Genomic DNA, 14699 nt, shown 5'->3' on the forward strand with positions numbered 1-14699 from the left:
TTCTCTGGCGCTTTTTTATATGCTTCGCTCTAGTTTGTTAAACCCAGAAAAAAGAGTTTCGTATGAAGCGAATATTCATAATAAGTTGTGTAGTATTAGGGTGTTTAGCACAAGAGGATTCTTTTTGGATAAATCGCACGCTAGCTGCAATGACAACGCACGAAAAAGTAGCACAGTTAGTGATGCCTGCAATTCCGTATGATCCTGATGCAGAAGGGCTGCAAGATCAACTATTTACTTTTAAACTTCCGGATGGCTTGAATCGTTCTTACGCGGAGCATATGGTCAAAGAATATGGAGTGGGCGGGTTCTTATTGATCTGTGAAGTTGGATCAGTTTGTAATCATGCGGCATTTGCTAACCATCTTCAATCTCTCAGTCGAATACCCCTCTTATTCGCACAAGATTTTGAACCTGGTAAGCTGCGACATCCTGAACTTTTGAGATTACCTCTGCAAATGACGCTCGGCGCACTTAAAAACGAACAACTTATTTACGAGGTTGGGGAAGTTCTCGGGACAAGAGCACGACGACTTGGGGTACATATTATTTTTGCTCCTGTTGCCGACGTCAATAATAATCCGCATAATCCCGTTATTGGTATGAGATCGTTTGGTGACCAGCCGGGTGATGTTGCTCGAAAAGCTCATCTTTTAATGGAGGGAATTAGGCAGCATGCGATTCCAGTTATGAAACATGTTCCTGGCCATGGTGATACAACAGTTGATTCCCATCTAGGATTACCAAAAATTCTCCATAGCAGGGGGCGCTTGGAATCGATTGAGTTTGTTCCATTTAAGTATTTGATAGCAAATGGTATTGATGCTGCAATGACGGCGCATATAGTCTTTTCTGAATTGGATGCAGATGTTCCTGTGACATTGTCTCGTAAAGTCATTAGATCGTTGCTTAGAGGGGAATGGGGGTTTAAAGGTGCTCTGTTTTCCGATGCACTTAATATGCATGCACTGACTGAGCATTATAGCCCTGAAGAGATTGCTCTTAAGGCGTACCACGCGGGCAATACTGTATTAGTATTTCCGACCGATGTTCCACGCGTAATCCAGGCCCTTGTTTCCAGTGTTGAGTCTGGTGCTATTATGCCTAACGATCTTGATGAGCGTGTTCGTGCTGTATTACGTCTTAAGGCTCGTTGTGGTCTAGACCGTGAACGGTACGTTACTGAATTACAGGATCCCGAAGAACTAAATACCCACTATGTTCGTACATTAAAACAACGGCTTTACTCCCAAGCTGTTACATGTATCGGCAATCGGCCGGTAGCACAATCTGATGCCCAAGTCCTTTGCATTGGTTCAGCCGTACCATTCTCAGACACCATGAACAACGCAGGACATATAGTGGTAAGGGTTCCGGCATATAGTGGCTATGAAGAGCAAGTTGATACATTCTTGGCAAAGGGCGATGGGCCGATTGTTATTGCGTTATCTGATATGACTAAGTTCCCACAATCATATTTTGGATTGGATCAATTTATGATCATTAACATTAACGCAGCAGTTGAAAGACGACCAGTTCATGTCGTACTGTTTGGCAGCCCGTATGCCGCGTCCTTTTTTGATAAAAAGATAACTATCATCCAAGCGTTCGAGGACGACGCTGATGCACAAATTGCTGCTGCCCAGGTTCTTCTAGGTAAGTGTGATGTACAGGGCCGTATGCCGGTAGAGCTGTGATAGCTAGTTTATTTGTTCTAAGAAACTGTCGAGCTCTATTTTAAGTTGGCTCTTAGTTTTCTTGCCGGTTACACGCTTAATAACAGCACCTTTGTTAATGAAAAGGAATGTTGGAATACTTATAACATTGAAGGTGCCTGCGAGTCCCGTATTTACATTCATTTTTAAAAATGTGATTGATTTATAGTTGGCATCATTGGAGCATTCAAGAAATATTGGTGCCATTGTTTTGCAAGGGTTGCACCAGTCCGCATAGACATCAATCACAGCAGCTCCGTTTAAAGTAAGTACCGCATCGAGATTGGTTTGATTGTTGATGATTCCTACATCAGCGCATAAAAGTGAGCTTGCTAAAAGTAGTGATCCCATATAAAGAAGATGTTTCATACTTTATTCCTTTTTAATGGTGTTACGTAAGAACCATTGTACAGCCTAAGGGGCTCTTTCGATGACGTCAAATGTATCTAAGGCGAGATATATCATTGCATTTTTGCCAGAATCTGCCATAAGAAAGTGCAATGCGCTACGCAAGAAAGGTAGGCTATGAAAACAATTCGCTGTTCCTATCGAGTCTCATCTTGTCTCAAAGAAGAAGATTTTTCCGCTACTGCTCGGTGTCTACAACAAGAACGAGACCGGATTGGCTCTACGTACCAACAAATGCGCTACGATGATGATCGGGCTTCGGTTGTTGTCATCCAGGATAAAAGGATACTTCGTGATGTACAGCGAGTTATAGCCGAGAAAAAGTGTCTCGAGCCTCGAGCTATGATTGTGATTGGTATTGGTGGTTCAAACTTAGGAACACTTGCGGTGCACCAAGCATTGCATGGAGCATTGTATAACGAGCGCCATCCAGCTATGCAAGTGTATTTTGCCGATACAGTTGATAGTGATTCATTGTCATGTCAGATTGCGATTGTGCAAGAGATTCTTGCTGTAGGTGATAATGTTCTGCTTAACGTAGTTACCAAATCAGGAGCGACAACAGAGACCATTGCATGTTTTGAGTTGTTTCTTGGGGTGCTGAAGGAATATAGACCAAAGAACTATCACGAATATATTGTGGTGACATCAGATGCAGATTCTCAGTTGGCCCAGTTTGCATATCAAGAACAGATGACGGTCCTAGATATTCCTGAAAAAATTGGTGGCCGTTATTCTGTGTTTACCGCGGTCGGATTGTTTCCCTTAGGAATGCTTGGTGTTGATTTGGAAGAACTACTTGCCGGTGCACGTGCGGGACTACAAACCTGTGTACAAGAATCTCTTGATGATAACCCCGCACTTGCCAGTGCTGTGGTGAAGTATTTGGTAAGCAAACATGGTGTTGTAATAAGTGATTTTTTTACCTTTTCAAAAGATCTTGCTGGTATCGGGCTGTGGTACCGACAGTTAATGGGTGAAAGTTTGGGAAAGACGCGTGATAATGGGACTGTAGTTGGTATGACTCCAACCGTTTCTATTGGTAGTATCGATCTTCATTCAGTAGGACAGCTGTATCTTGGTGGTCCCAAGGATAAGATTACGACGTTTCTCGCTGTTGCTCACAATAAGACCAAGCTTGAGGTGCCAACTATTCCTGATCTCGATCGTTGTGTTTCCAATATCCAAGGAGTTTCAGTTTCTTTTCTCATGGAAGCAATTATTTCTGGAGTGCAAACAGCTTACACCAAGCACCATCGTCCGTGTATGAGCCTTATGCTTCCTGAAAAGACGGAATATTGGATTGGATATCTCATGCAAATGTATATGGTTGAGATGATGTTTCTTGGAGTGTTATTTGAGGTGAACCCGTTTGATCAGCCACATGTTGAGCTGTACAAAAAAGAAACTAGAATCTTGCTTTCGGGCAGATTGTAACGAGTTAAAGCCTAAAAATGTTGATAATTTCTTGTGCGAAATCTGCCGAGGCCTGAGGTCCCGATGCTGTGATAATATTTCCATCACGGACTACGGGCTTATCAACATAAGTAACATCGTATCCATCGAAAATACCAGGAAGAGCATTATCACCATTCCAGCCTGTTGCGTGCTTGCCCTTGAGAACGCCAGCCTTTGCTAAGATTCTTGGTGCTATGCAAATGGCTCCATAGATCTTGTTATGTTTGTGTGCTTCAGAAAGAAGATGGTAACTCAAGGGAATATCAAGATGATCCAATGCCCCCGATCCTCCAATGAAGAATATTCCGTCATAAGCGGTTGTGGAAATGTTATCTAATGTGATATCAACAATTGCCGGTGTTTGATTGTTGGAAACGGCACCAGGTTTGTCACTTGCTGTTACAACTTTAAAATTTGCTTTTTCCAAAAACTTTTTTGTCGTTTCGTATTCGATTTGCTGATACCCGTTGCTTGCAATGACGAGGAAAATAATCGGATATGACATGAGGAGCCCCTCTAAACTTTGTGGTTTCTGAGAGCGTTTTTAAAATCCTTGATGTTCTTTTCCCAGGGGAAACTGTTATATATCTGCAGATGTTACTTGTTCCGAAAGCTTTATTCAAGGTTGGTACTAAAGTGTGTATTACCCATGAACGAGCATTGCCAACCTGGCGGGTTGCTCCGTTATCTATCAGTGTTACATCTATCCCATTGTATACTGCAGTTACACACTTTGTTTTACATGGGATTTGCACGATGCGTGGTTCTTGAGAGACTACATGTATTGATGTTCCCAAGATGAGCATACTGATAATCAGGGCTCTGACGGTTTTTTTATACAGTACTCCTCCAATCATAATGATGGGAAGAAGACAGAGGATAGGGGTGATGGCCTGTGGTATTCCGTAGAGCCATGATGACGAGCTCAGGTTACCAAGATAGGCCCAGATGTACGTAAGTTGTTCAAGAATGAATACTAAGGGGTATGAAGGAAGGTGTATGAGTTCCAAGAAGAAGATGCATGACGATACAAAAAGAAAGACGAACAAGAGCGGCATAAATATGAGGTTCCCAAGGAACGTTGCCATAGAAACCGGAAGGCCCCACCATGCGAGAAAAGGAAGTGACGTTGCTGTGACAATACATTGCGCTTGAAGGAAGCGAGCGAGCCATCGAGAACATGCGGTTAGAATTAGGGCGATTGTTTTCACGTGAAGTTCTTTTGTACTAAGATCCTATCTTGAGAGAGCTAGTATAAAAAATTGTGAGAGTAAAGAAAGTAATTCATATGAATGATCTGATAACCGCACTGAAATCTAAAGCGTATCACTTGCGTGTATCATCAGTAAGAATGACAACACAGGCAGGCTCGGGACATGTAACTTCAGCGCTATCTGCAGCAGATATTGTTACGGCATTATTTTTTCATGTTATGCGATATGATCCACATAATCCATCCAATCCTGATAGTGATCGGTTTATTCTTTCTAAGGGTCATGCTGTTCCTGTTGTCTATGCAGCATGGAAGGAGTTGGGGATTATTAGCGATCGTGAGATGATGACCTATCGCGATATTACCTCTGTACTTGAAGGACATCCAACATCACGATTTGATCGTAACGAAGTAGCGACGGGATCGTTGGGTCAAGGTCTTTCGATTGGTATTGGTATGGCATTAAGCGCTCGCTTAGACAGTCGTGATTTTAGAACCTATGTCTTGATGGGCGACAGTGAGATTTCTGAAGGTTCGGTGTGGGAGGCCGTTGAACTTGCTGCACATTACCGCCTCAATACCGTAACAGCTATCGTTGATGTAAATCGTTTAGGACAAGTGGGAGAGTCATTATTTGGTAATGACCTAGTCGCCTACAAAAAACGATTTGAGGCATTTGGATGGCACGCATTCACCGTAGATGGTCATGATATGCAGGCATTGTTACAAGTATTCGATCAAGCAACTGCAATTATTGATAAGCCAACGATTATTCTTGCAAAAACGAGGAAAGGATATGGCCTTACAGCGTGCGAAGATCAAAATGGATATCACGGTAAAGCCGTTCCATTAGACCAACTTGATGCCGCATTAGATACGCTTAAAAAACGTTTCCCGGAATCATTATACTGTGGCGGAACAGAGACAATGCCACGGTTGCCACGACGAATAAACAAGGCAGTGCCCGAGATGAGTAAGCCAGAGTCTCCTGTATATACTGTTGGAGATTACGTGGCGACACGGGTTGCATGTGGTCATACGTTAGCGGCCCTAGGCTGTGAAGATCCCGATATGGTGGTATTGGATGCTGAAGTAAAGAATTCAACATTTACCGAATTGTTTGAGAAAAATCATCCTCAACGATTTATACAAAGTTTTATTGCGGAACAAGCTATGATCGGCATGGGAGTTGGTTTGGCTGTGCGAGGTAAGCATGTGTATGCGGGAACGTTTGCAGCATTTGTATCCCGTGCTTTTGATCAACTGCGCATGGCTGCGATTGGTCGCTCTACGATTAAAATAATAGGTTCACATGCAGGTGTCTCGATTGGGCAAGATGGCCCTTCCCAAATGGGGCTTGAAGACATTGCCATGATGCGTACACTTCCTGGTTCTGTGGTGCTTTATCCGTGCGATGCGGTTAGTACGCAGGCTTTGGTTCGTGAGATGCACTCATATGACGACGGGATTACATACCTACGTACGACACGTGCTCCAACACCAGTGATCTATGAGAGCGGTGCGAAATTCACAATTGGTGGGTTCTCAATGCTACGTACGAGTGACAGTGATGTTGCATGTATTATTGCCGCAGGCATTACTGTATTTGAAGCGCTTAAGGCATATAACGAACTACAACAGAATGGTATATCGATTGCAGTTATGGATCTGTATTGCGTGAAGCCAATTAACTTTGATGGAATTGTTCAAGCGGCGCATCGCGCAAACAAAACCATCATAACGGTTGAGGACCACTATTATGAAGGCGGAATCGGTGAATCGGTTGCTGCTGGTCTTGCGAGTGCAGACTGTACCATTCGCTCGTTAGCTGTTACCAAATTACCACGATCAGGATCAAAAGACGCACTTATGGAATATGAACAGATTAGCGCGGCTGCGATTGTTCAAGAGCTCAAACTACTTGTTTGATTTTTTTACACGTTCCAACATAGGTTGGACAACCAATTGGTTCTTGTTGTTCAGTGTAAGTTCATATGTTTGATTGTCTGTGTCGGAAAGTTCCACCTTATAATCGCCACCAACTTCAGGTCCTTGGGACATAAGGTATGCATTATTAGGAATTTTCCCCATGACTACGTTCATAACCGTGTTGCTACCAAGGCCTGTTCCGCGCTTTTCAAACCAGTAGAGTTTATTAAGTTCGATATCTGTTTTCTCACCTCCCGTCTTGCTGTTTAAACTAGCATTGATGAGAAATCCTTCGGTTGTTGGCCGACCATGTATTGTTCCATCATCAATCACAAAACGGGCAGTGATTGCATATGGGGTTTTGTTGACAAATGTGATGTTTATGGAATCGCTAGCTTGCGTATTTACAAAGGTCAAAGCAGTAGTTGTAATGAACAGTATCTGTTTTTTCATAGTTACACTCCTTTGGTCAAAACAGAATGGTTATCACGCAAGGCGTATCAAAATGGAAGGGCACTGGTCAAGTAACTCATGAGAATGGATGAAGGTGATAGGCATAGAACATGTTATCAAGCTTTCTTTTTTGTCTTAATTTTGAGGACATATTCAACATCTGTTTTGTTGAACGCAGGATTCTCTTTTTCTTGAGCATGCCAGCTTCTAAGTTCTTGTAAGATTTGAGGAAGAATAGTGATGAAGTGCGATAGAAGAAACTCGGTGTGTGCAATTGCTCGGCCGTTATACTTGATGGCCGTTTGGAATGTATATGGATTCAGTTGGAATGTGCGTTTGGAAAAAAACGGCTTTGTCTTCTTTTTTCTTTGTTCATGATATATGCCTTGAGGATCCATAATTTGAAGCATATCAGCGTGGGAGTACAGTGAATAAATTGTTTTGAAGAATGGATCGTTCACATAACATGCAGTTTCATTTTGTATTGGTGTACCAAGCATAATGAGCTCATCTATTACAAGCTTATTGTTGGGCAGCCTTACTTTAGCAAGATTGAGCGCTACGTTGCCACCATGGCTGTGGGTAATAAGCCTAATTTTAGGGGCCTGTCCATGCTTAGTAGTATAGGCGTAGTGCTCACGTTGTAGTTCCCGATAGAGATCTCTTGCTGCAAGTTCACGTGCCTGGAAACTCAGTGCTCCTGACCAACCAAATGCATAAAATGAATCGAGATCAAATTGTCGTGCATCCTCGCGGGCTAAGATCTGAGCGATTGTTTTAAGATGATAGGTCTCTGGAAGATCTGATGCCTTCCATAGACCTATGTTAGGGCAGGTATGAAACTTCTTGAAGACGGGATTATTAAAGGTTCCGTGGATCCACACTGTTATGATTGGCTCAGCGGCTTCTTCCCTTGTCTGATGTCGTGTCGCTCCTGATGAGATCATGAGATAGCGTTTTTTTATAGGGCAACGCGATCCTACACAGCTGGCGCTTGCCAACAGCACGACAAGGGATGTGATGTAGCCAGCTACTCTACGAGACATACTTTTGAGCTTCCGTACTTTCATATACCTATACGGTAACACTATAAAGCACCTAGGAGAGACGTCAAAGATTGCTCATCTCAAGAAGGCTTTTGATTGTACTAGTTGCATGATTCTAGATCAGTGATGAACGCTTTAACTTGATGAACGTATTCTGCGAATACGGCAGGATCAAAAATGTCTAGATCTCTATCGAGTACGAGAACAGGTATTTCTTTATACTCCCGAGGGGTGATACCGTTTTTACGAATAAGCCAATCGTCATGGTTAAATGATAATTTTTCTAAATACTCTAGTGGAACGCCTGCCTCCTCAGATCGATTACGCATCTTGAGGCGCGTGAAGCATATTTCGGGAGATGTTTTGAGGTAGATGAATCCATCTGGTTTTGGTGCATCGGCTACATGTTTTTTAAAGAGCTCATTACAGAGTTCCCACTCAAGCGGATTGAGCTGATTGGTTTCCTTAAAGTTACGAGCAAAACAGAAATAACACGAGTAAATTGAGCGTTCGAGCAGTGCGACAGGAGCATCTTGATCGGTAGCATGTTCTTGATTTTTAATATGGGTTAGAAAGGCATAGGTCTGAAAGGAATATGCCCAGCGATTAGAATCGGTATATAATTCTTGGAGCAGATTATATCCATTTACGTTTTGCCATGATTCAACGGGCTCAGGCAAGAACGAAACATCTTGAAGAGCTTCAGATAACATTCTTAAGAATGTTGTCTTTCCGGCACCAATGTTGCCTTCAACCATTATTTGTAATGGTTCCCGTATTACTATGGTAGGAGCTGCTTCTTCTTGTGTAGTAGGATACGTAGTACAATATAGTGAGAGTAGCGCTAACGAAAAAAGACGACATTTCTGCATGAGCAACTCCTAAAATTGAGCATAAGAATGACCAAAAACATGCTAAGTGTTTCAAACTTTTTTCAAAAAAGAAAGAAGGAATGTATAACTCATTGAGAGCTATAGGTAGGTCTTAATATAGCTTTTGTTGGCGTATGGAAGAAGCTGCTACATCGAGGTGCTGCATGGTAATCATTGCGGCATCCTCACGCGCAGCGTTCAATGCAGAACACCTTACCATCTCTTTGAGGTCTGCATTGTTAAATCCATGAGTATCATCGGCAAGTTGTTCGTAATCTAATGTTGGATCAACCCGATTATTGGGGATCTTATCTAAGTAATGTTTTAATACTGCGACACGATTATTTTTTGATGGGAGCGGAACATGCGCAATAACATCAAATCGTCCAGCTCGTTTAAGTGCGGGATCCAAATCTTGAGGGTCATTAGTTGCTGCTAGTACAATAATACGTTCATCTTGATCAAACCCATCCATTTGATCAAGTAATGCGTTGAGTGTACGACGGCTTTCAGTGTCATGGCCTGCCATAGCAAATCGACTACCAATTGCATCGATATCATCAATAAAAATAATGACGCGACTTATAGGATTGCGTTGTAAAAAAAAGCGTGCCTGATCGAATAGTTGCCGAATACGTAGTGGCCCTGTGCCGACATAAATTTCAATAAACTCACTTGCAGAACAATGAATGAAGCCGCAATGAGTTTCTCCTGCAATGGCGCGTGCGAGTGATGTTTTCCCTGTGCCGGGAGGTCCAACTAGAAGGACACCGCGGGGTGGATTAATGCCAAATCGTTTGAATTTGTCAGTGTTTTGTATGAATGACAGTAGGTCAACTATTTCTTGTGGGACCGTTCCAGCAATATCATTAAAGGTATAATCAGGGGGATGTACGTCTATTTTATGTTTACTCGGTTCCAGAGGGTTTTGTGTATTTTGATAAGGATTGTTTGTGGGATAAGTAGATGGATCATTGGGGTCAAATTCACAATCTTCAACAAATCGGTCCCAATTATATTTGTTGAGATCAGTCATAAATGGGCGCATGCTATCACGAAAACCTGACGCAATTTTACCTAATATATTTTCCTTTTTTGGATACAGTATCGGTAGATACATGAACGTGATAAGACAGATGAGGATGATTCGTTTCATGTAATTCCTTTGTCTCGAAGCATCGTGACGTTTATTGCCATTATAACGTGAAGAACTATAATTTTAAGCATTGCAATCATAGATCCCGTTTGCGAAAGATATTGATGACACGTACGTACGCTATATTACTAAGTGGGCTTATGGCTATTGTTGGTCTTCCTGGATGTACGCACGTATGGAAGAAAAAGCCTCGTTTGTCATTGTATACATTTACCGATGTTAAAGATGATATTACGATTGTCGTTAAACCGCTTAATAATCATGAGTCATTGGAGCGACTCAAAGTAAATCCACTGAAAAAAGGATACCAGCCAATTCAGATACGTATGCATAATTCAAGTGGTGATTACTACGTATTGCATCCGTGGCAGATCAGTGTTCCATTGATAGCACCGAAACAAGTTGCACGAGAATTTTATATCAATGTGCCAACAATGTTGGGATGGTTTCTTGTGGTTGGATGGGTTGGTGTAATGTGGTTTAACCCATTATCATATCTAATTCCGGCGGGGATTGTTGGTATATTTGCATGGCCTGAAGCGAATAGAACGATGAAGAAGCGATTTCGTCATGATGCAATAAGTCGTGGAGTTGAGAGCGTCATAATACCTCCAAACGGTTCTATTGATCGTCTTATCTTTGCGATGCAGGAGGATGCAACCAGACCATTCTCAGTATCCGTTGCTAATCAGCGTACCAACCGTTTGGTTGGATTTGATGTCCGTTTGCATGAGATGCTTGAGGATGGCAGGTCCCCTATCTCCTAAGATTCCAGACTGTCACGTCATCAAGGGAACGTAATGCGTTGATGTTCTCTCTCGAAAGAGTACTTCCAGATACATCAAGAACAAAAGGTTCTGAGCGTTCTTGGAAAAATTCAACGGGGATTTCCTTGATTTTAGTCTGACGTATATACAATGTGCTAAGTCTAGGAAAAAGTTCTAATACCTCTATGGGCAGATCTTCAAGAGGGTTATCGTTTAGTTTCAGTTCAGCAATATCATTAAGGTCGTAGGCGCGCACTCGTAATGCCTCGGCGAGTCCTTCTAAAGAGGTCAGGTGCAGTCCGCTCAGATTAAGTCTTTTTTGGTCATTGGCATTGCGCTCAAGTGGAGGAATCTCGCCGCCAGCACGCAAATAACTATCAATGGTCCATATTGCAACCAAGGTTGCACCGTCAGGATCAACGTAGGGTTCGTGTTCTGGAGAAATCTTCACATATTCTTCCGCGATGAGTGAGACAATTTCTTGTGGAAGCCGATCATAAAGGAAGGCGACACTTCTCGCATACGGACCATTGCGATTCTCTAGCATTTGTTGGGCTACGCGTTGAGCGGTTTGTAGTTTGAGCGTATTGATCTTGCGTTCTGGAGGTGGCGCAGCTGCTTCTTGCTCAATGATCTGCTCTTGGTGCCGCAATGTTTTGTATGCATTCTCAATAGTAGATGTAAGAGATCTGTTCTCTTTTAATTTGTCATGTAAGGGCTGTATCTCTTTTGCTATGAATTCATCATATTTTTGCGCATCAGATTCATCGAATCCTTGCACAGTTCGATTCTCCTGGAAGAGCCCATGAAAAGCCTCCATGAGTTGCCCAGGGGATTGCTCGAGTTCGTTGAATGTATCGAGACGACCATGATAAGCAAATACACTGCGAATAGCTATTCTGTTTTGAGTAAAAAAATCTAATTGTTTTTCAACAATAAAGTGTCGTATTTTTTCAGCTTTGCCGGTTAAATTATAGCTAATAAACCGTATAGTCGATTGAACATAGATGGGCGCTGTTTCTGTTACAAAGAGTGTAAGTGAGCTGACAGCATTGCCTACCTGTTCCAAGAAGGAATTGACAAGTTCTTTTGCTCTTTGAATAGGAAGATCAGAATGTGCAGCATATGCCTCCTGGGCGTTGGGCTGTCGTAATATATCACGTTCTTGATAAAGCGCATCGCACTCTGAACGTAGTTGATTTGTGTCATTGACGAGCTCATCAATAGCTAGTTGACGCTGATTATATTGAGCGATGCTTCCGTTAAGCTCGTCCATTCTTGTGCGCTCTGTGTTTGTCAGCGTTGATCTTTTTGCTAGTTCTTCTGCTTCTCTGCGCCACCGTTCAAAGTCAACAAGTTTTTCTATTTGTTGTCGTTGTTGTTCTTCAATTTCTTTGTTTTTCTCTCTTAATCTTTGTTCTCTGTTGCGTATTTCTCTGGAGATTTCTTTATCTAGTCGTCGCTCTGATTTTGCTGCCTCTGTGGGGGGAGCATATAACGATACGTTCATCAAAACCGGACATAACATCAGGAGATATCTTGAAATTTGCATTGTGTTCCTTTTCTCTTAAAATACGCAGCTTTCTAAAAAGAATACCTTTTCAAATGTTGGCGATTCAAGCATTAGTTATTTTGTGGTTGCATTATTTTTACACACCCCAAATAATATCGTAACTTACGCATGAGTTCTTGTTGCGGTGTCTGTGGTGAGCGGGTTGCTTTGGTTGCTTCGTATTGTTCGGCTAGATCAGGACGATGTGATTTAACGACAAGCTCTAGCCCTGCGGCAATGATTGAACAAATTCCACCAATAATTTTTGCAGGATCTCTTGTTGCAACAGCGACACCAAATCCAGTGAGCATGCGAGCAATAGTAGAACAAAAGATCATTGCCTCCTTGTTATTTGTCTTAGGTTGTTCGGCGGATGAATCAGATGAATTCGTTGTTTCTGATATTGGAATAATGCCTGTTTGCTGATATTCATGAAGCATCTGTAAAAATTGTTCTTCTGAGATGCTTGGAAGATCATGATTATCTTCAACGCATAGTGTGCTGCACCCCAGTATAAAAGTAGTGTAGCGAACAAACCGTTTCATAATTACCATTCCGTTTGGGCGTTGAGAGAGAGTGTAAAATCTTTTCCGATTCCTGAACTTAGGGGCGTGATATCAGCGCTGAGCTGTAATTTCCATGGTGTGTCGTCTATATCGAGCTTGCCGAAGAATGACCCTAATACTTTGAACTGAAAGGCTCCTGTTCGACGAGCAATAGTAAGATCATGTGTTTGGAGGAGCTCAGGCTCTCTGTCCCATGTAATGGTTTCAGCTTGATGTCCCCAAAAATCTACACCGAAATTGAAGCCAAGGTTTTCTGGTTCGTATGCGAATACGCTCGTTACTTTGAATAATATTTTAGGTTGTACTCGCACGTGCACTCGATCGGGGAAGAACATATCTAATAAGCGTGCATTTAAGAATCGTAAGTTGCTTGCTGCGGTAGCGCTATCGGTGCTGCTAAAATCACGTTGTGCAAACGCGGCCAGGTTTGCAGGTTCAAGGATAAACCGAATTTCTGATGCTGGGAAAATGTGCTCAAATGCCAGGCGATTGTACCATTTGGTGGTATCGCTGAGAGTAAAAGTAGGTTCAAGGAATATGCCGAGACCGGTATGCCCATGATCACCTAGTGGTTTTTCTAGAAGCATTTCTGAAAGCCTTTCAAGAACACGTCGTCCAATCAGTGTGATATTACGTGCCAGTTCATCCTTGAGCTCAACGGCCGTAAGATTAAGTTCAAAAATTTCACACAGATCTATGGTTGGTCGATCAGGGCAACCGGCATCCAACTCAAAGGTCGATCCATATACGCCCTTTTGTACTGAGAATGCCGTTGGTATTGTTGCCTCACCACCGAATAGCATATGCAAGCGTTTTGTTGTGAGGAGATTATACCCGATAGCAAGTCGTGTATCACCAATACCAAGACGGTCGCTAATGAGGTAATTTGCGGTGAACTGATCATCTGCCGCTTGACTGCTTGTTGGGAAGAATTTCAGAGCAGTTTGCTTTATTTCTTCTTGTTTTTCCAAGTCGAGTTGGTAATTGCGTTCTTGATAGTATACGGGCAGCTTGAGATCGATTGTCCATCCATATATGTTCTTGGCTAGCTCAGCAAGAAATCCAATACGTCGTTGCTCTACTGTTGCTTCACTAAAGAGACCAAAGACATGATTGACATCCATGTAAAACACATCGCTATCCTTGCCAGGGCTAGCGAGTAGAATATCACCACAAGGTTTTGTTCTAACAGCAGTGAGAAATTCCTGCACCGCGGTTACGAGTCCTGGGTCCTGCAGGGCAAGTACCGAATCGATAGATTTGCTTTGCTTTGTAAAACAGCTGTGGGGCGTTTGGTTCCAGAATAGATGAATTTGCGCAAGCCAGTCATTATTATGCGGTGGATGTGCGGAGAGCGTAGGATAATCAAGAAGAGATCTATGGTTGAGTCCTGCAGTACGAAGAAATACTTCTTCTTCTAAGATTGCAACGCCGAAGCAATTATATAATGCAGGGACAAGATACGTAGAATAAGAACATTCTTGGGCTGTTGCCTGATATGATGTGAATACACAAAAGAGCAAAAGAACGATGCGACGCTTCATGAACAGCTACCCTCTTTAAC

Annotated in this window: 14 protein-coding genes; 5 read left to right on the forward strand and 9 right to left on the reverse strand. The window is 42.5% G+C overall.

Annotated features, from left to right (window positions below; genetic code table 11):
• Positions 1–62: 62 nt before the first annotated feature.
• Positions 63–1697 (forward strand): hypothetical protein, encoded by a 1635-nt coding sequence (locus tag JW872_01720; GenBank protein ID MBN1549358.1) that lies wholly within the window; start codon positions 63–65, stop codon positions 1695–1697.
• 3 nt (positions 1698–1700) lie between these two features.
• Here JW872_01720 and JW872_01725 read toward each other — a convergent pair whose 3' ends face one another.
• Positions 1701–2084 carry a thioredoxin family protein gene (locus JW872_01725; protein MBN1549359.1) on the reverse strand — a complete coding sequence of 128 codons (384 nt, stop codon included), beginning with the start codon at positions 2082–2084 and terminating at the stop codon, positions 1701–1703.
• Between the two features lie 156 nt (positions 2085–2240).
• On the opposite strand from JW872_01725, the gene JW872_01730 reads away from it, so the two are divergent.
• Positions 2241–3560 (forward strand): hypothetical protein, encoded by a 1320-nt coding sequence (locus tag JW872_01730; protein MBN1549360.1) that lies wholly within the window; start codon positions 2241–2243, stop codon positions 3558–3560.
• Between the two features lie 4 nt (positions 3561–3564).
• On the opposite strand, the gene JW872_01735 is transcribed toward JW872_01730, so the two are convergent.
• Positions 3565–4086 (reverse strand): DJ-1/PfpI family protein, encoded by a 522-nt coding sequence (locus JW872_01735; protein ID MBN1549361.1) that lies wholly within the window; start codon positions 4084–4086, stop codon positions 3565–3567.
• Between the two features lie 20 nt (positions 4087–4106).
• Between JW872_01735 and JW872_01740 the strand changes: the two genes are divergently transcribed.
• Both JW872_01740 and JW872_01745 read left to right on the forward strand, forming a co-directional pair.
• Positions 4107–4352 (forward strand): hypothetical protein, encoded by a 246-nt coding sequence (locus JW872_01740; protein ID MBN1549362.1) that lies wholly within the window; start codon positions 4107–4109, stop codon positions 4350–4352.
• Positions 4353–4869: 517 nt separating this feature from the next.
• On the forward strand, positions 4870–6723 hold the full coding sequence (locus tag JW872_01745) for a transketolase (protein MBN1549363.1): 1854 nt from the start codon (positions 4870–4872) through the stop codon (positions 6721–6723).
• Here JW872_01745 and JW872_01750 read toward each other — a convergent pair.
• The 4 genes from JW872_01750 to JW872_01765 form a co-directional block, all read right to left on the reverse strand.
• Complete coding sequence (locus JW872_01750; GenBank protein MBN1549364.1) at positions 6712–7176, reverse strand: hypothetical protein; 465 nt, start codon at positions 7174–7176, stop codon at positions 6712–6714. The two genes, JW872_01745 and JW872_01750, sit on opposite strands and share 12 nt — an antisense overlap.
• Before the next feature lie 116 nt (positions 7177–7292).
• Positions 7293–8222, reverse strand: a complete 930-nt coding sequence (locus tag JW872_01755; protein ID MBN1549365.1) for a hypothetical protein — start codon at positions 8220–8222, stop codon at positions 7293–7295.
• Between the two features lie 101 nt (positions 8223–8323).
• Positions 8324–9094: a deoxynucleoside kinase gene (locus tag JW872_01760; protein ID MBN1549366.1), complete on the reverse strand. Its 771-nt coding sequence runs from the start codon at positions 9092–9094 to the stop codon at positions 8324–8326.
• A 112-nt stretch (positions 9095–9206) separates the two neighbouring features.
• Positions 9207–10250, reverse strand: coding sequence for an AAA family ATPase (locus tag JW872_01765; protein MBN1549367.1), 1044 nt, complete (start codon positions 10248–10250; stop codon positions 9207–9209).
• 104 nt (positions 10251–10354) lie between these two features.
• On the opposite strand from JW872_01765, the gene JW872_01770 reads away from it, so the two are divergent.
• The gene (locus JW872_01770; protein ID MBN1549368.1) at positions 10355–11017 is read left to right on the forward strand and encodes a hypothetical protein; all 663 of its coding nucleotides are present in this window, start codon (positions 10355–10357) and stop codon (positions 11015–11017) included.
• On the opposite strand, the gene JW872_01775 is transcribed toward JW872_01770, so the two are convergent.
• From JW872_01775 to JW872_01785, 3 genes are all read right to left on the reverse strand, one after another.
• Positions 11007–12569 (reverse strand): hypothetical protein, encoded by a 1563-nt coding sequence (locus JW872_01775; protein ID MBN1549369.1) that lies wholly within the window; start codon positions 12567–12569, stop codon positions 11007–11009. The genes JW872_01770 and JW872_01775 overlap by 11 nt on opposite strands.
• Before the next feature lie 71 nt (positions 12570–12640).
• Positions 12641–13114 (reverse strand): hypothetical protein, encoded by a 474-nt coding sequence (locus tag JW872_01780; protein MBN1549370.1) that lies wholly within the window; start codon positions 13112–13114, stop codon positions 12641–12643.
• Positions 13115–13116: 2 nt separating this feature from the next.
• The gene (locus JW872_01785) at positions 13117–14679 is read right to left on the reverse strand and encodes a hypothetical protein (GenBank protein ID MBN1549371.1); all 1563 of its coding nucleotides are present in this window, start codon (positions 14677–14679) and stop codon (positions 13117–13119) included.
• Positions 14680–14699 lie beyond the last annotated feature (20 nt).

This window comes from Candidatus Babeliales bacterium (genome assembly GCA_016929235.1).
Taxonomy (GTDB): Bacteria; Babelota; Babeliae; order Babelales; family JABCYS01; genus JAFGJD01.